Source organism: Pseudomonas sp. V98_8, assembly GCF_029967975.1.
Lineage (GTDB): Bacteria > Pseudomonadota > Gammaproteobacteria > Pseudomonadales > Pseudomonadaceae > Aquipseudomonas > Aquipseudomonas umsongensis.
Genome location: NZ_JASCAE010000005.1, coordinates 76,406 through 99,653 on the forward strand (window position 1 = coordinate 76,406; position 23,248 = coordinate 99,653).

The following is a 23,248-nucleotide window of genomic DNA, read 5'->3' on the forward strand; positions in this document are numbered from 1 at the left end:
ATGCCGGCTTCATTCGTTCACCTACGCCTGCACACTGAATATTCCCTGGTCGACGGTCTGGTGCGGATCAAACCGCTGGTCAAGACCCTGGTCGGCATGAACATGCCTGCCGTAGCGGTCACTGACCAGAACAACATGTGTTCCCTGGTCAAATTCTACAAAAACGCCATGGGTGCCGGGATCAAGCCGATCTGCGGCGCCGACCTGTGGCTGTCGAACAAGGATCCGGACAACCCCCTGAGCCGGATCAGCCTGCTGGTGATGAACGCCGCGGGTTATCGCAATCTCACCGAATTGATTTCTCGCGGGTTCATCGAGGGTCAGCGCAATGGCTCGATCATCATCGAGCGCGAATGGGTGGCCGAGGCCAGCGACGGCCTGATCATGCTGTCTGCGGCCAAGGAGGGCGAGATCGGCCAGGCCATGCTCAGCGGTAACCCCCAAGAAGCGGAAAACCTGGCGCGTGAATGGATGGCCGTGTTTCCGGATCGCTTCTATCTGGAAATCCAGCGCACCAACCGCCCCAACGATGAAGAACAACTGCATGGCGCGGTGGCGTTGGCCGAGAAAATCGGCGCACCGCTGGTCGCGACCAACGACGTGCGTTTCCTCAAGCAGGAAGATTTCGCCGCCCACGAAACCCGCGTGTGTATCGGCGAGGGCCGGGCCCTCGACGACCCGCGACGGTCGAAGAACTACAGCGATCAGCAGTATCTCAAAAGCGCCGAGGAAATGGCCGAGCTGTTCAGCGACATTCCCGAGGCGCTGGAAAACACCGTCGAGATCGCCAAGCGCTGTAACATCGAAGTCAAGCTGGGCACGCACTTCCTGCCCAACTTCCCGATCCCCGATGGCATGACCATTGATGAGTATTTCCGCAAAGTTTCGTTCGATGGCCTGGAAGAGCGGCTCTCCGTCCTGCTGCCCAAGGACACCACCGAAGACTATGAGGCCAAGCGCCAGGTCTATGTCGACCGGCTGAATTTCGAGCTGGATATCATCATCCAGATGGGCTTCCCCGGTTACTTCCTGATCGTGATGGACTTTATCCAGTGGGCCAAGAACAACGGCGTGCCGGTCGGCCCTGGCCGGGGGTCGGGTGCCGGCTCGCTGGTGGCCTACGTGCAGAAGATCACCGACCTCGACCCGCTGGAATATGACCTGCTGTTCGAACGTTTCCTCAACCCGGAACGGGTCTCCATGCCCGACTTCGACGTCGACTTCTGCATGGACGGTCGCGACCGGGTGATCGACTACGTGGCTGAAAAATACGGCCGTAACGCCGTAAGCCAGATCATCACCTTCGGTTCCATGGCGGCGAAAGCGGTGGTCCGTGACGTGGCGCGGGTGCAGGGCAAGTCCTACGGCCTGGCGGATCGCCTGTCGAAGATGATCCCGTTCGAAGTTGGCATGACCCTGGAAAAGGCCTACGAGCAGGAAGAGATCCTGCGTGACTTCATCAAGGTCGATGAAGAAGCCGCGGAAATCTGGGAGATGGCCCGCAAGCTTGAGGGCGTTGTGCGAAACGTCGGCAAGCACGCCGGTGGCGTGGTGATCGCGCCGACCAAGCTGACTGACTTCTCGCCGATCTATTGCGACGAAGCCGGCGATGGGCTGGTAACCCAGTTCGACAAGGACGACGTGGAGGCGGCTGGCCTGGTGAAGTTCGACTTCCTCGGCCTGCGAACCCTGACGATCATCGACTGGGCGCTGAAAACGATTAACCGCGACCGCGCCAAGGTCAACGAACCGCCGCTGGACATCGCGTTCATCCCGCTGGACGACAAACCGACCTATCAGCTGCTGCAAAAAGCTGAAACCACCGCGGTGTTCCAGCTTGAATCGCGCGGTATGAAGGAGCTGATCAAAAAGCTCAAGCCCGACTGCCTCGAAGACCTTATCGCATTGGTGGCCCTGTTCCGTCCGGGCCCGCTGCAATCGGGCATGGTGGACGACTTCATCAACCGTAAGCACGGTCGCGCCGAGCTGGCGTACCCGCACTCGGACTATCAGTACGAAGGTCTCAAGCCCGTATTGGCCCCGACCTACGGCATCATCCTGTATCAGGAACAGGTGATGCAGATTGCCCAGGTCATGGCCGGCTACACCCTCGGCGGTGCGGATATGCTGCGTCGGGCGATGGGTAAGAAAAAGCCCGAGGAAATGGCCAAGCAGCGCGGCGGTTTCATTGAAGGTTGTGCCACCAACAACATCGATGCGGACCTTGCCGGTAACATTTTCGACCTGGTAGAAAAATTCGCCGGTTATGGCTTCAACAAATCCCACTCCGCGGCCTATGGCCTGGTGTCATACCAGACTGCGTGGCTGAAAGCGCACTACCCGGCTCCGTTCATGGCCGCAGTGCTCTCGGCGGATATGCACAACACCGACAAGGTCGTGACCTTGATCGAAGAAGTGCGCACGATGAAGCTGCGTCTCGACGCGCCGGACGTGAACACATCCGAGTTCAAGTTCACGGTGAACGACGAAGGTCGGATCATCTATGGCCTGGGCGCAATCAAGGGGGTGGGCGAGGGCCCGGTAGAGGCGATCACCGAGGCGCGGCTGGACGGTCCCTTCAAGGACCTGTTCGATTTTTGCGCCCGGGTTGACCTCAAGCGTATCAACAAACGGACCCTCGACGGCTTGATCCGCAGCGGTGCGCTGGATCGCCTGGGGCCGTACTTCCATGACGAAGCCAAAGCCTACCAGGCCAATATCGACCGTAACCGCGCGGTCTTGCTGGCCGCGATGGAAGAGGCGATCAAGGCCGCCGAGCAAACCGCCCGGACCCACGACAGTGGCCATGCCGACCTGTTTGGCGGGCTGTTCGTGGAAGAAGACGCTGACGTCTACGCCAACCATCGCAAAGCCAAGGAACTGACCCTAAAGGAACGTCTCAAGGGCGAGAAAGACACCCTGGGCCTGTATCTGACCGGTCACCCGATCGACGAATACGAAGGCGAAATCCGCCGTTTCGCCCGCCAGCGCATCATCGACCTCAAGCCGGCGCGCGATACCCAGACCGTTGCCGGCATGATCATCGCCCTGCGGGTGATGAAGAACAAAAAGGGCGACAAGATGGGCTTCATCACCCTCGACGACCGTTCGGGGAGGATCGAAGCATCGCTGTTCGCCGATGCGTTCCATTCCGCGCAATCGCTGTTGCAGACCGATGCGATGGTGGTGGTCGAAGGCGAAGTCAGCAACGACGACTTCTCCGGCGGCCTGCGGTTACGGGTCAAGCGGGTGATGAGCATGGAAGACGCGCGCACCAACCTGGCCGAAAGCCTGCGCCTGAAGCTGCATGCCAAGGATCTCAAGGGCGATCAGCTACGCTGGCTGGGTGAGCTGTTAAAGCGTCACCGCGGTGCGTGCCCGATTACCATGGACTACACCAGTCCCGATGCGAAAGCCTTGCTGCAGTTCGGCGAAGGCTGGCGAATCGACCCGGCGGATGCGTTGATTCAAGCCCTGCGTGACCAGTTCGGGCGAGACAACGTCTTCCTCCAATACCGTTAAGGTCAGGGTGACATTACCTAGCCCTGGACTTGAACAGAATTTTTTAATCTCGACCTTAGCGCGCCTCTCCCTTATGGTAGGGCGCGAATAGACAACCGGCCGGCCCAAGCTCCCTTGGACGCCGACCCAAGACGGACGCCTATGAACCCGAATTTTCTGGATTTCGAACAGCCGATCGCCGACCTGCAAGCCAAGATCGAAGAGTTGCGCTTGGTCGGTAATGACAATTCGCTGAATATCGGCGATGAGATCTCCCGCCTGCAAGACAAGAGCAGCACGTTGACCGAAGACATCTTCGGCAAGCTGACCAGTTGGCAGATCGCGCGTCTGGCGCGTCACCCGAAGCGTCCATATACTCTGGACTACATCGAACACATCTTCACCGAGTTCGATGAGCTGCACGGCGACCGCCACTTCTCCGACGACGCCGCCATCGTCGGTGGTATTGCCCGTCTGGAGGACCAGCCTGTGATGGTCATCGGTCACCAGAAAGGCCGCGAAGTACGTGAAAAAGTTCGCCGTAACTTCGGCATGCCGCGTCCGGAAGGCTACCGCAAGGCTTGCCGCCTGATGGAAATGGCCGAGCGTTTCAAGATGCCGATCCTGACCTTCATCGACACCCCGGGCGCCTACCCGGGCATCGACGCCGAAGAGCGCAACCAGAGCGAAGCGATTGCCTGGAACCTGCGCGTGATGGCGCGCCTGAAAACCCCAATCATCGCCACCGTGATCGGTGAGGGTGGTTCTGGTGGTGCGCTGGCGATCGGTGTTTGCGATCAGTTGAACATGCTGCAGTACTCGACCTACGCGGTGATCTCGCCGGAAGGTTGCGCATCGATCCTGTGGAAAACCGCCGAAAAAGCCCCGGACGCCGCTGAGGCCATGGGCATTACCGCTGAGCGCCTCAAAGGCCTGGGTATCGTGGATAAAGTGATCGGCGAACCCCTGGGTGGCGCTCACCGTGATCCGGCTGCTGCGGCTGCCTCGATCCGCGCCGAGCTGAGCACGCAACTGGCGATGCTCAAGAAGCTCGACCACAAGGCGCTGCTGGACCGTCGTTACGAGCGTCTGATGAGCTACGGTCTGTAACAGACCTCGTGGCACCCTTGTAGGAGCTGCCGCAGGCTGCGATCTTTTGATTTTAAAAAAGCAAGATCAAAAGATCGCAGCCTGCGGCAGCTCCTACAGGGATCTAGTGAAGTGATCGATCTCTATGAATCCTTCAAATATCGATCTATCTGCCAGGCTCCTGCTGAATCTAAAGCCGTGGCGCAACGCCACAACCTGGCGCATCGCCTTCTCCGGTGGTCTCGATTCCACCGTCCTCCTGCACCTTCTCGCACACCTCGCGAAAACCCAGTCCCTGCCTGCGCTCGGTGCCATCCATGTCCATCACGGCCTTCAGGCTGTGGCCGACGCATGGCCGGATCACTGTCAGTCGGTCTGTAGTGCGTTGGGCGTGCCGCTGCACGTCGTCCGCGTGCAAGTGCAACCCGGCGCCAGCCTCGAGCGAGCCGCCCGCGATGCGCGTTATGCGGCGTTCAGTGAGGTCACTCAAGCCGATCAAGTGCTGCTGACGGCCCAGCACCGTGACGATCAGGCGGAAACCTTGCTGTTTCGCTTGTTTCGCGGAGCCGGGGTAAGGGGCCTGTCGGGAATGCCACGCCAGCGTCCTTTGGGAAAAGGGCATCTACTGCGGCCTTTGCTCGATGTTACGCGCGCTGAGCTGGAGGCCTATGCATCGGCACACAAGCTGAGCTGGATCGAGGATCCTTCCAATCAAGACCGGCAGTTCTCACGCAATTACCTGCGTCATCAGGTGTTCCCGGCAGTGACTGCGCGGTGGCCACAGGCACTGGCGACCATGGCTCGCAGCGCTGCGCATCTGAGTGAGGCGCAGGGATTGCTCGATGATCTTGCGCAAATCGACTTGAGCCAGGCGAACACGCCAAGTGATTTCGATTGGCTGGGTCTGCCGTCCCTGGAACTCGCCCCCCTGGAAAAACTCTCCGCCGCTCGCCAGCGCAATGCGCTCAGCCACTGGCTTGAGCCCCTGACCCGACTGCCGGACAGTGACCATTGGTCGGGTTGGGTCGATTTACGCGATGCCACCGGCGACGCCCGGCCGATCTGGCGCCTCGCCGATGGCCAACTGCATCGGGCGGGTGGGCGTATCTGGTGGTTATCCGGTGCCTGGTTGCGCGCGGCGCCCGCGCCTGGAGCATGGCTTGAACCCGCGCAGCCGCTGGCGTTGCCCGATAATGGCGTGCTCACGCTCAGTGGACAAATCCCCGCAGGCATACTGCAGATCCACTATCGTGAGGGGGGCGAGGTGATGGCTCTGCCGGGGCGTGGGCATCGCGATCTCAAGCGTTTGCTCAATGAAACCGCGGTGCCGCAGTTCGTGCGCGGCAGATTGCCGCTGCTGTACAAGGGCGAGCAATTGCTGGCGGTGGCGAACCTGCCGGGGTTGGACGGCAACGCCCAGGGTGACTGGCATTTACATTGGCAACCACCAGGCGAAGATCAAGGTTTGAGCTGAAAGGGGCTTTCCGGTAGACTACGCTCCCTTCTTGATACAACTTCTGTGGATTCGCCTGAATTGCAGGAGTTGCCGATTACCAAGCAGTCTTTGCTGGGCGATTCCAAAAAATGTGTAGCGAGCAACGAACCGGTGTTTCATTTCCCGGTCTGTCCCAACGCGGCGGTTTTTTTGAAAGGTGCACTGTGATTAATGCAGGTGATCGGGGGCTTCGGCCTTCCTTCGCTTTCCCCGGCGGCTCGGACCGCTTTAACGCAGACTTCTAGGGTTTTTCATGACGCGCTACATATTCGTCACGGGCGGTGTTGTTTCTTCATTGGGGAAAGGCATTGCATCGGCATCATTGGCGGCCATCCTGGAGGCGCGGGGACTTAAGGTCACCATGCTGAAGCTGGACCCGTACATCAACGTCGACCCGGGCACCATGAGCCCGTTCCAGCACGGTGAAGTGTTCGTCACCCACGACGGCGCCGAGACCGACCTGGACCTGGGCCATTACGAGCGGTTCATCCGCACGACCATGACCCAGAACAACAACTTCACCACCGGCCGTGTCTACGAACACGTGCTGCGCAAGGAGCGTCGTGGTGACTACCTGGGTGCGACCATCCAGGTGATCCCGCACATCACCGACGAAATCAAGCGCCGCATCATCAAGGGCGCCGGCGATGCCGACGTGGCGATGGTCGAGATCGGTGGCACCGTGGGTGACATCGAGTCGCAACCGTTCCTCGAAGCCATCCGCCAGTTGCGCTTCGAAGTCGGCGCCAAGCGCGCGATGCTGATGCACCTGACGCTGGTGCCGTACATCGCCACTGCCGGCGAAACAAAAACCAAGCCAACCCAGCACTCGGTCAAGGAGCTGCGCTCCATCGGCCTGCAACCAGACGTGCTGGTATGCCGCTCCGATCACCCGATCGATGTTTCTTCCCGTCGCAAGATCGCGCAGTTCACCAACGTTGAAGAACGTGCGGTGATCGCGCTGGAAGACGCCGACACCATCTACAAGATCCCGGGCATCCTGCACTCCCAGGGTCTGGACGATTTCGTCGTCGAGCGTTTCGGCCTGCAATGCGGCGGAGCCGACCTGTCCGAATGGGAAGCCGTGGTCGACGCCAAGCTCAACCCTGAGCATGAAGTCACCATCGCCATGGTCGGCAAGTACATGGAACTGCTGGATGCGTACAAATCGCTGATCGAAGCGATGAGCCACGCCGGTATCAGCAACCGCACCAAGGTCAACCTGCGCTACATCGATTCCGAAGACATCGAGAACCAGGGCACCGCGCTGCTCGAAGGCGTGGACGCGATCCTGGTACCTGGCGGCTTCGGCCTGCGTGGCGTGGAAGGCAAGATCACTGCCGTCCAGTACGCTCGCGAAAACAAGGTTCCATACCTGGGCATCTGCCTGGGCATGCAGGTGGCCGTGATCGAGTTCGCTCGTAACGTGCTGGGCTGGAAAGACGCCAACTCCACCGAGTTCGATCGTGCCAGCGGTCACCCGGTCGTGGGCCTGATCACCGAGTGGGAAGATGCCACCGGCGCCGTTGAAACCCGTACCGAAGCCTCGGACCTGGGCGGCACCATGCGCCTGGGCGCCCAGGATTGCCTGCTGGAGCCGGGTTCCCTGGTTCATGGCTGCTACGGCAAGGACGTGATCGTCGAGCGTCACCGTCATCGCTACGAAGTGAACAACAACCTGCTGCCGCAGATCATCGAAGCCGGCCTGAAAATCTCCGGCCGTTCCGGCGATGGCGCTCTGGTTGAAGTGGTTGAAGCCCCGGATCATCCATGGTTCGTCGCTTGCCAGTTCCACCCTGAGTTCACCTCGACGCCTCGCGACGGCCACCCGTTGTTCAGCGGTTTCGTCAAAGCAGCTTTGGCTCAACACCAGAAGAAGGCTTGAACCCCATGGCGCAGAAGATCATCCGCGTAGGCGATATCGAGATTGCCAACGACAAGCCAATGGTTTTGTTCGGTGGCATGAACGTGCTGGAAAGCCGCGACATGGCGATGCAGGTCTGTGAAGAGTACGTGAAGGTTACCCAGAAACTGGGTATCCCTTACGTGTTCAAGGCCAGCTTCGACAAGGCCAACCGTTCCTCCGTGACCTCTTACCGTGGTCCCGGCCTGGAAGAGGGCATGCGGATTTTCCAGGACATCAAGCAAGCCTTCGGCGTGCCGATCATCACCGACGTCCACGAGCCGGAGCAGGCCGCGGTCGTCGCTGAAGTCTGTGAGATCATTCAGCTGCCGGCCTTCCTGTCTCGCCAGACCGACCTCGTGGTCGCGATGGCCAAGACTGGCGCGGTGATCAACATCAAGAAAGCCCAGTTCCTCGCACCTCATGAAATGAAACACATCCTGAGCAAGTGCGTGGAAGCGGGTAACGATCAGTTGATCCTCTGCGAGCGTGGTTCGAGCTTCGGCTACAACAACCTGGTCGTCGACATGCTCGGCTTCGGCATCATGAAGCAGTTCGAATACCCGGTGTTCTTCGACGTGACCCACGCGCTGCAAATGCCTGGCGGTCGTTCCGACTCCGCCGGTGGTCGTCGCGCCCAGGTCACCGACCTGGCCAAGGCCGGCATGAGCCAGTCCCTGGCGGGCCTGTTCCTCGAAGCCCACCCGGATCCGGACAACGCCAAGTGCGACGGTCCTTGCGCCTTGCGCCTGGACAAACTGGAGCCATTCCTGGCCCAGCTCAAAGCCCTGGACGAACTGGTGAAGAGTTTTCCGACGGTAGAAACCGCGTAACATCGGAATCCTGTTGTCGTAGGAGCCGGCTTGCTGGCGATGAGGCCCGTGCGCCCGCCATCGCCAGCAAGCCGGCTCCTACAAAAGCAGTGTGACCCACAAGTTATAAATCGAGCGGTACAAAGCGTTTTCGTCAACTTTGGAGTGTTTACAACAATGGCTAAAATCGTCGACATCAAAGGTCGTGAAGTTCTCGACTCCCGTGGCAATCCCACCGTGGAAGCGGATGTGCTTCTCGATAACGGCATCATCGGCAGCGCTTGCGCGCCGTCCGGTGCTTCCACTGGCTCGCGTGAAGCGCTCGAGCTGCGTGATGGCGACAAGAGCCGTTACCTGGGCAAGGGCGTACTCAAGGCCGTGGCCAACATCAACGGTCCAATCAAAGACCTGTTGAAAGGCATGGACCCAAGCGACCAGAAAGCCCTCGACCTGGCGATGATCAAGCTCGACGGTACTGAAAACAAAGGTTCCCTGGGCGCCAACGCGATCCTCGCCGTTTCCCTGGCCGCGGCCAAGGCAGCAGCACAGGACCAGGACCTGCCGCTGTACGCGCACATCGCCAACCTGAACGGTACCCCGGGTGTTTACTCGATGCCGGTTCCGATGATGAACATCATCAACGGTGGCGAGCACGCCGATAACAACGTCGACATCCAGGAATTCATGGTGCAGCCGGTTGGCGCCAAGTCTTTCTCGGAAGGCCTGCGCATGGGCACCGAGATTTTCCACCACCTCAAGGCTGTTCTGAAGGCCCGTGGCCTGAGCACTGCAGTGGGCGACGAAGGTGGTTTCGCACCTAACCTGGCTTCCAACGAAGACGCTTTGAAAGTGATCTCCGAAGCTGTGGCCAACGCCGGTTACACCTTGGGCACCGACGTGACCCTGGCCCTGGACTGTGCAGCCAGCGAATTCTATGAAGACGGCAAGTACAACCTGTCCGGCGAAGGCCAGGTGTTCACCGCTGAAGGTTTCGCCGACTACCTGAAAGGCCTGACCGAGCGTTACCCGATCATCTCCATCGAAGACGGCCTGGACGAGTCCGACTGGGCTGGCTGGAAAATCCTCACCGACAAGATCGGCGAGAAGACCCAGCTGGTAGGCGACGACCTGTTCGTCACCAACACCAAGATCCTGAAAGAAGGCATCGACAAGAAGATCGCCAACTCGATCCTGATCAAGTTCAACCAGATCGGCACCCTGACCGAAACCCTGGAAGCCATCCAGATGGCCAAGGCCGCCGGTTACACCGCCGTGATCTCGCACCGTTCGGGCGAAACCGAAGATTCGACCATTGCCGACCTGGCCGTGGGCACTTCGGCTGGCCAGATCAAGACGGGCTCCCTGTGCCGTTCCGACCGCGTTTCCAAGTACAACCAACTGCTGCGTATCGAAGAGCAGTTGAACGGTAAAGCCAAGTACAACGGCCGCAGCGAATTCCGCGGTTGAGCGTTAGCTGGTAAAAAAGACACCGGATTGTGTCGGAAAAATCGCAACAGCGACGCTTTTGCCACTAATCTGATGCCTTGAAAGCACAAGCCTGGGTTTTTCCAGGCTTCGTGCTATCAGTAGCTTCATGTTTTGGTATGGCTGTCTTTTTTCACTGGATACCTGATATTCGATGCGCAGTCCCAATTGGTTGTTTCTCGTCTTGCTCCTGTTGCTGGCTGGCCTGCAATACCGCCTTTGGGTGGGTAATGGCAGTCTGGCGCAAGTGGCTGAGCTGACCCAGCAGATTGCGGATCAGCAGGCCGAGAACCAGACATTGCTGGAACGTAATCGGGTGATGGACGCGGAAGTCAGTGAGTTGAAAAAGGGCATGGAGACCGTTGAAGAGCGGGCTCGCCATGAGTTGGGCATGGTCAAGGACGGTGAAACCCTTTACCAGTTGGCCCAATGAACCTGTCTCTGCCGGCCTTCTGGGCCGTGATTCCTGCCGCGGGCGTCGGTGCCCGTATGGCCGCGGACCGTCCCAAGCAATACTTGCAACTGGGCGGGCGCACTATTCTCGAACACAGCCTCGGCTGTTTCCTCGATCATCCTGGCCTCAAGGGCCTGGTGGTCAGTCTTGCTGTTGATGATCCTTATTGGCCGAACCTGACGCTTGCCGGCGATCCGCGTATAACACGGGTCGAGGGTGGCGCCGAGCGTTCCGGGTCGGTGCTCAATGCGTTGCTGCATTTGCATGCCCAAGGTGCCGATGATGAGGATTGGGTGTTGGTTCACGATGCGGCACGGCCAAACCTCAGCCGTAACGATCTGGACAAGCTGCTGGCGGAACTGGCGGATGATCCTGTCGGTGGACTGCTGGCGGTTCCGGCGCGCGATACGCTCAAGCGGGTCGACAAGCACGGTCGTGTGGTCGAAACCGTGGACCGCAGTGTGATCTGGCAGGCCTATACGCCGCAGATGTTTCGCCTTGGAGCATTGCATCGGGCATTGGCGGACAGCCTGGTGGCTGATGCCGTGATAACCGATGAAGCTTCCGCCATGGAGTGGGCGGGGTTGGCACCGCGCTTGATTGAAGGGCGGTCGGACAATCTCAAGGTTACTCGTCCTGAAGACCTCGAGTGGTTGAGACAACGTTGGGCCAACCGCCGCTAAAAGATCGCAGCCTGCGGCTGCTCCTACAGTAGACCGCATTCAATGTAGGAGCTGCCGCAGGCTGCGATCTTTTGATCTTAGGTTCGATACTCCGGCCTCTCGGCCAACCCCTCCTTCAAGTAATCCACCAGCTTGCGCACCTTCGGCGATAAATGCCGCTGTTGCGGATACAGCGCCCAAACGGCCGTGTTCGGTGGTTGATGCGCCTCCAGCAGCGAAACCAACGCGCCGCTTTTCAGATGCTCCAGCACGTAATAATCCGGCAACTGACACAACCCCACGCCCTGCAGCGCCGCATCCAGCACCGCTTGCCCACTGTTGCAGCGCCAGTTTCCCTGGACTCGCTGGGAAAACTCCCGACCGTTCTCTTCCAGCTGCCAGAGGTCCGAACTGCCCACCAGACAATTGTGCCGGCTCAATTCCGACAAGCTGTGGGGCCGACCATAACGTTCCAGGTAGGAAGGGGACGCGCAGAGGAACATGCGCCGCGGAGCGAGGCGGGTGGCGACCAGTCGCGAGTCCTGCAAGCGCCCCAGTCGGATCGCCAGGTCCAGGCCTTCATGCACCAGGTCGAGTTGGCGATTGCTCAGTTCGATGTCGATCCGCAGTTGTGGATACAGCCCCATGAAACGGGTCACCAGCGGCACGATGAAGCGTTCGCCGTAAGCCACGGCACAGGTCATGCGCAGCATGCCCTTGGGTTCGCTGGTCAGGTCGCCCACCGCTCGCAACGCTTCCTCGCGGCCATCCTGCAAACGCTGACAATGCTGCAGGAAGGTATGCCCGGCCTCGGTCAGCGTGACACGGCGAGTACTGCGATAGAGAAGACGGGTTTGCAGGCGCTCTTCCAGGCGTACAATCTGTCGACTGATATGGGATGAAGAAACACCCAGGCGTTCAGCGGCGGCGGTGAACTGGCTGCATTCAGCGACGGCAACGAATTCGTCTATACCTTCCCAGCGACTGTCAGGCATTCAATGATTATCCCTGTGTGGCAATAATGTTTTGCTTTTGCCCGGATTATTCACTGTATGGCCGTGCATTACACTTCCTGTCTCGTTTTATTCGCTGGAGAATCACCATGATCAAGTCGCGCGCTGCTGTTGCCTTCGAGGCCAAGAAACCCCTCGAGATCGTTGAAGTCGATGTCGCCATGCCCAAGCCCGGTGAAGTGTTGTTGCGTGTGGTGGCTTCCGGTGTCTGCCATACCGATGCCTACACCCTCTCGGGCGCCGACCCGGAAGGCATTTTCCCGTCGATCCTCGGTCACGAAGGTGGGGCGATCGTCGAAGCCATCGGCGAAGGCGTGACCTCGGTGGCGGTGGGCGATCATGTGATCCCGCTGTATACCCCGGAATGCCGTCAGTGCAAATTCTGCCTGTCGGGCAAGACCAACCTTTGCCAGGCGATTCGCGCAACCCAGGGCAAAGGCCTGATGCCGGATGGCACAACTCGTTTTTCCTACAACGGGCAGCCGATTTTCCACTACATGGGGACTTCGACTTTCTCCGAATACACCGTGCTGCCGGAAATTTCCGTGGCGAAAATCGCCAAGGAAGCGCCACTGGAGAAAGTCTGCCTGCTGGGCTGCGGTGTCACCACCGGCATCGGTGCGGTGCTCAATACCGCCAAGGTGAAACCCGGTGATACCGTGGCCATTTTCGGCCTTGGCGGCATCGGGCTTTCGGCCATCATCGGCGCGGTAAAAGCCAAGGCCGGTCGGATCATCGCCATCGACATCAACCCGGCCAAATTCGAGATCGCCAAGCAGCTGGGTGCAACCGACTGTGTAAACCCGAAAGATTTCGACCGTCCAATCCAGGAAGTCATCGTCGACATGACCGATGGCGGCGTCGACTTCTCCTTCGAGTGCATCGGCAACGTGCAACTGATGCGTGCCGCCCTCGAGTGCTGCCACAAGGGTTGGGGCGAGTCGGTAATCATCGGTGTAGCCGGTGCTGGCCAGGAAATTTCCACCCGTCCGTTCCAGCTGGTCACCGGTCGCGTCTGGCGCGGTTCGGCGTTCGGCGGCGTGCGCGGCCGTACTGAATTGCCAAGCTACGTGGAAATGGCCGAGACCGGTGAAATCCCGCTGGATACCTTCATCACCCACACCATGGGCCTGGAAGATATCAACAAGGCGTTTGACCTGATGCATGAAGGCAAGAGCATCCGTTCCGTCATTCATTTCTGAGGTCAGTCATGAGCCTGGAAAATATCTCCTGCCAGAAAAGCTTCGGTGGTTGGCACAAGCGTTATCGCCATCGCTCGGAAACGCTCGGTTGCGACATGGTGTTTGCCGTGTACCTGCCGCCGCAAGCGGAGCAGGGCGGCAAGCTGCCGGTGCTGTACTGGTTGTCCGGCCTGACCTGCACCGACGAGAACTTCATGCAGAAGGCTGGCGCCATGCGCATGGCCGCCGAGCTTGGGCTGATCATCGTCGCGCCAGACACCAGCCCCCGAGGTTCCGACGTGCCGGGCGATCCGGACGGTGCCTGGGACTTCGGCCTTGGCGCCGGGTTTTATCTGAACGCCACCCAGGAACCCTGGTCGCGCCACTACCGGATGCATGACTATGTCGTGCAGGAGTTGCCGGCCTTGGTCGAAGCGCATTTCCCGGCGTCGGACAAGCGCGGCATCAGCGGTCACTCCATGGGTGGCCACGGTGCGCTGGTCTGTGCCTTGCGCAATCCGGGGCGTTATCTGTCGGTATCGGCGTTCTCGCCAATCAACAATCCAATGGATTGCCCGTGGGGACAGAAAGCCTTTTCCCGCTATCTGGGAGAAGACCGTTCGAAATGGCGTGAATGGGATGCCTGTGCATTAATCGCCGAGGCCGATGAAAAGCTGCCGCTGTTGGTTGACCAAGGCGATCGCGACGATTTCCTCGCCAATCAACTGAAGCCTGAAGCCTTGCAACAGGCGGCCAAACTGGCCGGTCACCCGCTGACGTTGCGCCTGCAACCGGGCTATGACCACAGCTATTTCTTCATCGCCAGTTTCATCGATGAACACTTGCGGCATCACGCGCATGCTCTAGGTGCCTAATGCAGGTAGAATCACGCCCTGACAAAATTCGGGGCGTTTTTTTATGCGTATTGGCCACGGCTATGATGTGCACCGTTTCGCTGAAGGCGATTTCATCACTCTGGGCGGCGTGCGCATTGCACACGGCTTCGGGCTGCTCGCTCACTCCGACGGTGACGTCCTGCTGCACGCCTTGAGCGATGCCTTGCTCGGCGCTGCCGCGCTGGGTGACATCGGCAAGCATTTCCCGGACACCGACCCGCAATTCAAAGGCGCCGACAGCCGAGCGCTGTTGCGTCATGTCGTCGCATTGATCCACGCCAAAGGCTGGAAGGTCGGTAACGTCGATAACACCATCGTTGCCCAGGCGCCGAAAATGGCCCCACATATCGAATCGATGCGCGCGCTGATTGCTGCGGATCTTCAAGTTGAGTTGGATCAAGTGAATGTGAAAGCTACCACCACCGAGAAGCTCGGCTTTGTCGGTCGCGAAGAGGGCATTGCCGTGCATTCCGTTGCCTTGTTGCTGCGCGCATGAACGAACTGCAATTACTCGGCCCGCGGGCCTATGGGGAACCGCTCGGCAGCGCCGTACTGAAAGCCATCGCGGAAGATTTCCAGGTCGATGAAGTCCTTGATATTCCCTTGAGCGGTGATGGCGAACACCTGTGGATCTGGGTGGAAAAACGCGGCCTGAATACTGAAGAGGCGGCACGTCGAATCGCCAAGGCAGCCGGAGTGTCATTGCGCACTGTCAGCTACGCCGGGCTCAAGGATCGCCAGGCGCTGACGCGCCAGTGGTTCAGCGTACAACTGCCGGGCAAAGCCGATCCGGATCTGTCCGCGGCAGAAAACGACACGCTTAGAATCCTCAAGACCAGCCGGCATAAACGCAAGCTGCAACGCGGTGCCCACTCGGCCAACGGCTTCACCTTGCGCCTGACACAGTTCGCTGGAGACAAGGCTGCCATCGAAGAGCGACTGCAACTGATTGCCAAGCAAGGCATCCCCAATTATTTCGGCGCCCAGCGCTTCGGGCATGACGGCGGCAACGTGGTCGACGCCCGTGCCTGGGCTGCGCGCAAGGCCTTGCCAGAGCAGCGCAACGTGCGTTCGCGCCTGCTTTCCACGGCTCGCAGTTTTCTGTTCAACCAGGTGTTGGCGGCGCGTGTCGCCGACGGCACCTGGCAGCACGCGCAGGTCGGCGATCTGTTGGCATTCACCGACAGCCGCAGCTTCTTTGCGGCCGGCGAAGCTGAATGCAGTGATCCGCGACTGGCGATTCTCGATCTGCACCCGACCGGTCCACAGTGGGGCGAAGGTGACTCGCCGGCCATGGGCGCTGTCCATGAACTGGAGCAGGCGATAGCCGCGCGCGAAGTGGAACTTCGCGATTGGTTGGTCAACGCCGGAATGAGCCATGAACGTCGCATCCTGCGGCTGCCCATTGCCGGGTTGACGTGGCATTATCCCTCGCCTGACATTCTGCAACTGGAATTCGTCCTGCCGGCCGGATGCTTCGCCACCGTATTGGTGCGCGAGCTTGTCGATCTGGTGCCGGTGGGGCAGACGGACAGCCCATGCGTATTCTGATTTCTAACGACGACGGGGTATTTGCACCCGGACTCGCCGCGCTTCATGCTGCGCTGGCGGATTACACCGAGTGCGTGGTGATTGCCCCGGACCAGGACAAAAGCGGTGCGAGCAGTTCGCTCACGCTGGACCGTCCGTTACATCCGCACACGCTGGCCAACGGCTTTATCAGCGTCAATGGCACGCCGACCGATTGCGTGCACCTGGGCCTCAACGGCTTGTTGGAGCGTGAAGCGGACATGGTGGTGTCCGGCATCAACCTGGGCGCCAACCTGGGGGACGACGTGCTCTACTCGGGTACGGTAGCGGCGGCGCTCGAAGGACGATTCCTGACGCGGCCTGCGTTTGCCTTTTCGCTGGTCTCGCGACAGGTCGACAACCTGGCCACGGCGGCCTACTTTGCGCGCAAACTGGTCGAGGCCCATGCGGATCTCGAACTGCCACCGCGTACGGTACTGAACGTGAACATTCCCAATTTGCCGCTGGAGCACATCCGCGGTATCCAGTTGACCCGCCTCGGGCATCGCGCCCGCGCGGCAGCGCCGATGAAGGTGGTCGACCCGCGAGGCAAGTCCGGGTACTGGATCGCTGCGGCGGGGGACGCTGAGGATGGCGGACCCGGCACCGATTTCCATGCCGTGATGCAAGGCTATGTTTCCATCACCCCTTTGCAGCTTGATCGCACCTTCAATGATGCCTTCAGGAGCCTCGACGGCTGGTTGGAGGGCCTGCGACCATGACGCGGGGACAAGACGACATGATGCGTCGCGGCATCGGCATGACCTCGCAACGGACCCGCGAGCGCCTGATCCAGCGCCTGTACGAGGAGGGGATTTGCAACGCCAAGGTGTTGGAAGTCATTCGGCGTACACCGCGTCACCTGTTCGTCGACGAGGCTCTGGCACACCGAGCCTACGAAGACACGGCGCTACCCATCGGCCATAACCAGACCATCTCCCAGCCCTACATGGTGGCTCGCATGAGCGAGTTGCTGCTCGAAGCCGGGCCATTGGACAAGGTCATGGAAATCGGTACGGGGTCGGGGTATCAGACGGCGGTGCTGTCGCAACTGGTCGAACGGGTCTTTTCCGTGGAACGTATCAAGGTGCTGCAAGACCGGGCCAAGGAACGCCTGGTCGAGCTGAACTTGCGTAACGTGGTATTTCGCTGGGGCGATGGCTGGGAGGGCTGGCCGGCACTGGCGCCCTACAACGGCATTATCGTTACGGCGGTGGCAACAGACGTTCCTCAGGCGCTGCTCGATCAACTGGCCCCGGGTGGGCGCCTGGTGATCCCGGTGGGGTCCGGTGAGGTGCAACAATTGATGCTGATCATCCGGGAAGAACATGGCTTTTCCAGGCGTGTCCTGGGGTCGGTACGCTTCGTCCCGTTACTCAATGGTCCACTGGCCTGAGCATTTATTTAAACGCGCTGAATTCTCTTCAATTGCCTCTGTCTTACAGCGGGGTCGATTGGTTAAACGGGTTGTTTCGGCGGACAGCAAACGTGTGCGCCAAGCCATTTCGCTTCATTAAGGGTAAAGCCGGCACGGCCCGTTATACTTGCGACACTTCGTGCCGGAACACGGCAAACCACATTTTCAGCCACCACAAAGGGAGCGGCGGGTGAGTCTCACAGTCATAGCGCAGCGTATGGGTACAACGAGCTTTCAGCGCCTGGTGACTGGCCTTGTCATGAGCACCTTGCTGGTCGGTTGCTCCAGTAACAAATCCAGCGACGTACGCGTTGTCGACCGCAACAATGCCGCCGCCCAGCGTCCGGCCGTGACCACCGGGCAGTACGTCGTTCGCCCCAAGGACACGCTGTTTTCCATCGCCTTTCGCTACGGCTGGGACTACAAGGCACTGGCGGCGCGCAACAACATAGCGCCGCCGTACACCATCCATCCGGGTCAGACGATTCGCTTCGATGGTCGCAGCGGTTCAACGCCGACAACCGTGGTCAGTTCCTCCAGTTCCTCGCCTTCATCCTCAAGTAAAACCACGGTCATCCGTCGCTCTGCGGACGGTACGACCACGACCACGCCGGCGGCTGTACCGTCCGTCGCCAACAAGCCGGCACCCGCTCCACTGCCTCCACCGGGTCCAGCCCCGACCGGCTGGGGGTGGCCATCTAATGGCATTTTAATCGGCAAATTCTCCTCAAACGGTAGTTTGAATAAAGGAATTGATATCGCAGGGGATTTGGGACAGCCTGTTTTAGCTGCGTCTGATGGGACGGTGGTATACGCCGGGAGTGGCTTAAGGGGCTACGGCGAATTAGTCATCATCAAGCACAGTGAAACCTACGTCAGTGCCTACGGACATAACCGCAGGCTGTTGGTTCGGGAGGGGCAGCAGGTCAAGGTCGGACAGACAATTGCCGAAATGGGGTCAACGGGTACAGACCGGGTGAAACTGCATTTTGAGATTCGCCGCCAAGGTAAACCTGTAGATCCGCTGCAATTCCTGCCGCGGCGTTGATCGCTTTCCAGCCTGTTCCGTCACGTAGAGGGGACAGGCTCCAGCGTTGCCAGGGATAAAGGCGCCGCTTGAGCTTGAGGTCGAACTCACCAAAGGACTATAACAATGGCTCTCAGTAAAGAAGTGCCGGAGTTTGACATCGACGATGAGGTTCTCCTGATGGAGGCCGACGTCGGCACGGATTCGATGTCGAATGATGAAGGGGCGGCTCCACCTTCCGTTCGTGCCAAATCCAAACACTCCGCGACATTGAAGCAACACAAGTACATCGATTACACGCGGGCACTCGATGCCACGCAGCTGTACCTCAATGAAATCGGCTTTTCCCCTCTACTGTCCCCCGAAGAAGAAGTGCATTTTGCGCGCTTGTCGCAAAGTGGTGATCCGGCCGGGCGCAAACGCATGATCGAAAGTAACCTGCGGCTGGTGGTGAAAATCGCCCGACGCTACGTCAATCGGGGCCTTTCGCTGCTCGATCTGATCGAAGAGGGCAACCTCGGATTGATCAGGGCGGTGGAGAAATTCGACCCTGAGCGCGGTTTCCGCTTCTCGACCTACGCAACCTGGTGGATTCGTCAAACCATCGAGCGCGCGATCATGAATCAGACCCGGACCATCCGGTTGCCGATCCATGTGGTCAAGGAGCTCAACGTGTACCTGCGGGCTGCACGGGAGCTGACGCAAAAACTCGATCATGAACCCTCACCCGAAGAGATCGCCAACCTGCTGGAAAAACCGGTAGCGGAGGTCAAGCGCATGCTGGGCCTCAACGAGCGGGTTTCTTCGGTCGACGTCTCGCTGGGTCCGGATTCGGATAAAACCCTGTTGGACACCCTTACCGACGATCGCCCAACCGATCCATGCGAGCTGCTGCAGGATGACGACCTGTCTCAAAGCATCGACCAGTGGCTCTCGGAGTTGACCGACAAGCAGCGCGAGGTGGTTGTACGCCGCTTCGGCCTGCGCGGTCACGAGAGCAGCACCCTTGAAGATGTGGGCCTGGAAATTGGCCTGACCCGTGAGCGGGTCAGACAGATTCAGGTAGAAGGTCTGAAGCGTCTGCGGGAGATCCTGGAGAAAAACGGGCTATCGAGCGAGTCGCTATTTCAATAAACCGTTCGTTGGCTGAATAACAGGAAGCCCCGACTGGTTCGGGGCTTTTTGCTATCTATATTTCCGGTTTTGATCTCGGGGACGCGAGCGCGGCTTTGTAGCGTCAGGGTGTAAGTCTTCGCTTACTCTTTACGTAAGTGTTCACTATTTTTACAGGTTGGCAGTCGACCATATTTTTCGCAGGTCTTTTTTATCCTACTGATAAACAAGCAGGTTTTCGAACATGAACGGGATGTGACAAGCCATCCGGGCCTGATCGGGTGATTGCTCTTGACGGTAAAAACTCTAGTATCGGTGTTGTGTCAACGGATAGACACGCCCTTCAAGGATGAGGGGAAAGGACATCGCAGGAAGCGATTCATCAGGATGATGAAAAGGAACACAGGGAATAGGGAAAAATGTGGGCGGGTCATACCGCCCCTTTTTTTTGCCTGCACCTGTAGGAGCTGCCGAAGGCTGCGATCTTTTGATCAAAAAAAAGGCCCTTGTGGGGCCTTTTTCAGGAACGCGGGGATAATCAGCGTTCGAGGTATTCGATCTTGCCTGGCTTGCCATCCCAATCAGCGGCATCGGGCAACGGATCCTTGCGTTCGGTAACGTTCGGCCAGACCTCGGCTAATTCGAGGTTCAGCGCGATAAAGTTTTCCATGCCGGCAGGGACTTCATCTTCGGAGAAGATGGCCACTGCAGGGCATTCAGGTTCGCACAGTGCGCAGTCGATGCACTCATCCGGGTGAATCACCAGGAAATTCGGGCCTTCGTAAAAGCAGTCCACCGGACAGACTTCTACGCAGTCGGTGTACTTGCACTTGATGCAGTTGTCGGTGACGACGAAGGTCATTTCTAATTTTCTCCTCAGGCGCGGCTCGCAGCGCCCCTTCACGTAGGGGTCGCAAGGTTTGGGAGCGATAGTCTGCAAGCCAGGCTAATAGCCCGCAGCATCCCAAACCGCGCGAGATTCTAACAGCTTGCAAGCCTATGCGTTAGACCCGTGTCTTTAGTGTATAGAGCATTTCGAGTGCGCGACGTGGCGTCATGTTGTCCAGATCAAGTTTGGCCAGTTCATCCAGCACCGGATGCGGCAGGCTCGCGAACATGTCGCTCTGCTGCGGCGTGGCCGGTTTGCCTTTGGCTGGCGCAGGCGCCTCGTGGGGCAGGGCGGTGTCTTCGAGCCGGCTCAAGTGCTCACGGGCACGTACGATCACTTCGTTCGGAACACCAGCCAGCTGCGCGACTGCCAGGCCATAGCTCTGGCTGGCCGGCCCTGGCAGTACATGGTGCAGGAACACGATGCGTTCGTTGTGCTCCGTGGCATTGAGGTGCACGTTGGCCACCAATGGCTGGGCTTCCGGCAATACCGTCAACTCAAAGTAGTGGGTGGCGAACAACGTGTAGGCCCGCAGGTGCGCCAGGCGTTCCGCTGCCGCCCACGCCAGCGACAGGCCGTCGAAGGTGCTGGTGCCGCGGCCGACTTCGTCCATCAGCACCAGGCTGCGTTCGGTGGCGTTGTGCAGGATGTTCGCGGTTTCGCTCATTTCGACCATGAAGGTCGAGCGGCCGCCGGCCAAGTCATCGCTGGAGCCGATCCGAGTGAAAATGCGGTCGACCAGGGACAGCTCGCAGCTGGCTGCCGGGACGAAACTGCCAATATGCGCCAGCAGCACGATCAGCGCCGTCTGCCGCATATAGGTGGATTTACCGCCCATGTTCGGGCCGGTGATCACCAGCATGCGGGTGTTGTCGTCGAGGCTCAGGTCGTTGGCCACGAAAGGCGTGGTCAATACTTGTTCCACCACAGGGTGACGACCCTGGGTGATCCGCATGCACGGCTCGCTGACGAAACGTGGGCAGTTGAGATCCAGGTTCAGCGCGCGCTCGGCCAGGTTGCTCAGCACGTCCAGCTCAGCCAGTGCAGCCGCAGTATCCTGCAGCGGTGGCAGCTGGGCGATCAGGTCTTCGAGCAGCGCTTCGTAGAGCATCTTTTCCCGCGCCAGGGCACGGCTCTTGGCAGACAGAGCCTTGTCTTCGAAGGCCTTCAGTTCCGGCGTAATAAAGCGCTCGGCGCCTTTGAGGGTCTGGCGGCGAATATAGTCGGCGGGTGCGGACTCGGCCTGCTTGCTCGGCAGTTCGATGAAATAGCCGTGGATGCGGTTGTAGCCGACTTTCAGGTGAGACAGGCCGGTGCGGGCTTTTTCGCGGGCTTCGAGGTCGATCAGGAATTGCCCGGCGTTTTCGCTGAGCGATTGCAGTTCATCGAGTTCGCTGTCGTAACCGGTTTTCAACACCCCGCCGTCACGGATTACCGCGGGCGGGTTGTCGATGATGGCTTTTTCCAGCAAGGCCGCCAGTTCCGGGTAAGTGCTGGTGGTGATCGCCAGTTGGTTGAGGTGCGGCGCTTCAAGTTCGGTCATCGCCACTTGCAGTTGCGGCAGCGCGCCGAGGGCATCACGCAGGCGCGCGAGGTCCCGCGGACGGGCATTGCGCAGGCCAATCCGGGCGAGAATGCGCTCGATGTCGCCGATTTCCTTGAGCTGCGGCTGCAGCTTTTCGAAACGATAGCCGTCAAGCAGGCAGGTGATCGAGGTCTGGCGCGCCAGCAACACGCTCAGGTCACGCAGCGGGCGGTTCAGCCAGCGAGTCAGCAGGCGGCTACCCATGGCGGTCTGGCAACGATCGACCACCGACTGCAGGGTGTTGTCACGACCGCCGGCCAGGTTGGTGTCCAGTTCCAGGTTGCGGCGACTCGCCCCATCCAGCACTACGGTATCGTCCAGGCGTTCGTGGCGCAGGCTGCGCAAGTGCGGCAGGGCGGTGCGCTGGGTTTCTTTCGCGTAGGCCAGCAGGCAACCGGCGGCGCCGATGGCCAGGGTCAGGTTTTCACAACCGAAACCCTTGAGGTCCTGGGTCGAGAATTGCTGGCAAAGACTCTTGAAAGCCGAATCACGCTCGAAATCCCACGGCGCACGGCGACGAACGCCACGACGTTTCTCGGCAGGCAGATCCTTGGGCCAGTCATCCGGGATCAGCAATTCCACTGGATTGACGCGCTCCAGTTCCGCCAGCAGGTTTTCCCAGCCCTTGATTTCCAGCACGCTGAAGTTGCCGCTGGTGATATCCAGCACCGCCAGGCCGAACAGGCGCTCGTCGCCCAGGACGGCGGCGATCAGGTTGTCCCGGCGCTCATCGAGCAGCGCTTCGTCGCTCACCGTGCCCGGGGTAATGATGCGTACTACCTGGCGATCCACCGGGCCTTTGCTGGTGGCCGGGTCACCGACCTGCTCGCAGATCACTACGGACTCGCCGAGCTTCACCAGTTTCGCCAGGTAACCTTCCGCCGCATGGTAAGGGATGCCGCACATCGGAATCGCCTGCCCGGCTGACTGCCCGCGAGCGGTCAGGGTGATGTCGAGGAGCTTGGCGGCCTTCTTCGCGTCTTCATAGAAGATCTCGTAGAAGTCGCCCATGCGGTAAAACATAAGCTGGTCAGGGTGCTGGTTCTTCAGCCGCCAGTATTGCTGCATCATCGGCGTGTGCGAGGACAGGTCGGAGAGGGCTTTATTCATCGGATTGCCAGGAAAACTCATTCAAAAGGTGTGGGGCAAAAGCGGGC

General features: G+C 59.6%; 19 protein-coding genes. 16 read left to right on the forward strand and 3 right to left on the reverse strand.

Going from position 1 to position 23,248, the window contains the following annotated elements; genetic code table 11:
• From dnaE to ispD, 8 genes are all read left to right on the forward strand, one after another.
• Window positions 1-3,522, forward strand: coding sequence for a DNA polymerase III subunit alpha (gene dnaE, locus QLG10_RS05110; protein WP_188264662.1), 3,522 nt, complete (start codon window positions 1-3; stop codon window positions 3,520-3,522).
• Between the two features lie 141 nt (window positions 3,523-3,663).
• Complete coding sequence (locus QLG10_RS05115) at window positions 3,664-4,611, forward strand: acetyl-CoA carboxylase carboxyltransferase subunit alpha (RefSeq protein WP_008057327.1); 948 nt, start codon at window positions 3,664-3,666, stop codon at window positions 4,609-4,611.
• A gap of 124 nt (window positions 4,612-4,735) precedes the next feature.
• On the forward strand, window positions 4,736-6,064 hold the full coding sequence (gene tilS / locus QLG10_RS05120) for a tRNA lysidine(34) synthetase TilS (RefSeq protein ID WP_282485906.1): 1,329 nt from the start codon (window positions 4,736-4,738) through the stop codon (window positions 6,062-6,064).
• Window positions 6,065-6,338: 274 nt separating this feature from the next.
• The gene (locus QLG10_RS05125; protein WP_008057332.1) at window positions 6,339-7,970 is read left to right on the forward strand and encodes a CTP synthase; all 1,632 of its coding nucleotides are present in this window, start codon (window positions 6,339-6,341) and stop codon (window positions 7,968-7,970) included.
• A gap of 5 nt (window positions 7,971-7,975) precedes the next feature.
• Window positions 7,976-8,821: a 3-deoxy-8-phosphooctulonate synthase gene (gene kdsA, locus QLG10_RS05130; protein ID WP_020795984.1), complete on the forward strand. Its 846-nt coding sequence runs from the start codon at window positions 7,976-7,978 to the stop codon at window positions 8,819-8,821.
• A 156-nt stretch (window positions 8,822-8,977) separates the two neighbouring features.
• The gene (gene eno / locus QLG10_RS05135) at window positions 8,978-10,267 is read left to right on the forward strand and encodes a phosphopyruvate hydratase (protein ID WP_008057334.1); all 1,290 of its coding nucleotides are present in this window, start codon (window positions 8,978-8,980) and stop codon (window positions 10,265-10,267) included.
• 172 nt (window positions 10,268-10,439) lie between these two features.
• Window positions 10,440-10,718, forward strand: coding sequence for a cell division protein FtsB (gene ftsB / locus QLG10_RS05140; protein WP_008057335.1), 279 nt, complete (start codon window positions 10,440-10,442; stop codon window positions 10,716-10,718).
• Window positions 10,715-11,422, forward strand: a complete 708-nt coding sequence (gene ispD / locus QLG10_RS05145) for a 2-C-methyl-D-erythritol 4-phosphate cytidylyltransferase (protein WP_248679518.1) — start codon at window positions 10,715-10,717, stop codon at window positions 11,420-11,422. The genes ftsB and ispD overlap by 4 nt, the downstream gene beginning before the upstream one ends.
• Before the next feature lie 77 nt (window positions 11,423-11,499).
• Here ispD and QLG10_RS05150 read toward each other — a convergent pair whose 3' ends face one another.
• The gene (locus QLG10_RS05150) at window positions 11,500-12,396 is read right to left on the reverse strand and encodes a LysR substrate-binding domain-containing protein (protein WP_110748713.1); all 897 of its coding nucleotides are present in this window, start codon (window positions 12,394-12,396) and stop codon (window positions 11,500-11,502) included.
• A gap of 107 nt (window positions 12,397-12,503) precedes the next feature.
• On the opposite strand from QLG10_RS05150, the gene QLG10_RS05155 reads away from it, so the two are divergent.
• From QLG10_RS05155 to rpoS, 8 genes are all read left to right on the forward strand, one after another.
• Window positions 12,504-13,616, forward strand: a complete 1,113-nt coding sequence (locus QLG10_RS05155) for an S-(hydroxymethyl)glutathione dehydrogenase/class III alcohol dehydrogenase (RefSeq protein WP_248679514.1) — start codon at window positions 12,504-12,506, stop codon at window positions 13,614-13,616.
• Between the two features lie 8 nt (window positions 13,617-13,624).
• Window positions 13,625-14,470 (forward strand): S-formylglutathione hydrolase, encoded by an 846-nt coding sequence (gene fghA, locus QLG10_RS05160; RefSeq protein ID WP_248679512.1) that lies wholly within the window; start codon window positions 13,625-13,627, stop codon window positions 14,468-14,470.
• Between the two features lie 43 nt (window positions 14,471-14,513).
• On the forward strand, window positions 14,514-14,987 hold the full coding sequence (gene ispF / locus QLG10_RS05165; protein ID WP_020795989.1) for a 2-C-methyl-D-erythritol 2,4-cyclodiphosphate synthase: 474 nt from the start codon (window positions 14,514-14,516) through the stop codon (window positions 14,985-14,987).
• Entirely contained in the window at window positions 14,984-16,042 is a 1,059-nt protein-coding gene (truD, locus tag QLG10_RS05170) for a tRNA pseudouridine(13) synthase TruD (RefSeq protein ID WP_110748717.1), read from the forward strand. Before ispF ends, truD begins: the two co-directional genes overlap by 4 nt.
• Window positions 16,030-16,782: a 5'/3'-nucleotidase SurE gene (gene surE / locus QLG10_RS05175; protein WP_110748719.1), complete on the forward strand. Its 753-nt coding sequence runs from the start codon at window positions 16,030-16,032 to the stop codon at window positions 16,780-16,782. Before truD ends, surE begins: the two co-directional genes overlap by 13 nt.
• Before the next feature lie 38 nt (window positions 16,783-16,820).
• Complete coding sequence (locus QLG10_RS05180) at window positions 16,821-17,456, forward strand: protein-L-isoaspartate(D-aspartate) O-methyltransferase (RefSeq protein WP_173667175.1); 636 nt, start codon at window positions 16,821-16,823, stop codon at window positions 17,454-17,456.
• Window positions 17,457-17,667: 211 nt separating this feature from the next.
• Complete coding sequence (locus tag QLG10_RS05185) at window positions 17,668-18,525, forward strand: peptidoglycan DD-metalloendopeptidase family protein (RefSeq protein ID WP_110748721.1); 858 nt, start codon at window positions 17,668-17,670, stop codon at window positions 18,523-18,525.
• Window positions 18,526-18,630: 105 nt separating this feature from the next.
• Entirely contained in the window at window positions 18,631-19,638 is a 1,008-nt protein-coding gene (gene rpoS / locus QLG10_RS05190; protein WP_020795994.1) for an RNA polymerase sigma factor RpoS, read from the forward strand.
• Window positions 19,639-20,155: 517 nt separating this feature from the next.
• Here the strand turns inward: rpoS and fdxA are convergent.
• Together fdxA and mutS are read right to left on the reverse strand one after the other, a co-directional pair.
• Complete coding sequence (gene fdxA, locus QLG10_RS05195; RefSeq protein ID WP_110748722.1) at window positions 20,156-20,479, reverse strand: ferredoxin FdxA; 324 nt, start codon at window positions 20,477-20,479, stop codon at window positions 20,156-20,158.
• 142 nt (window positions 20,480-20,621) lie between these two features.
• On the reverse strand, window positions 20,622-23,201 hold the full coding sequence (gene mutS / locus QLG10_RS05200) for a DNA mismatch repair protein MutS (protein WP_110748724.1): 2,580 nt from the start codon (window positions 23,199-23,201) through the stop codon (window positions 20,622-20,624).
• Between the last annotated feature and the right edge of the window lie 47 nt (window positions 23,202-23,248).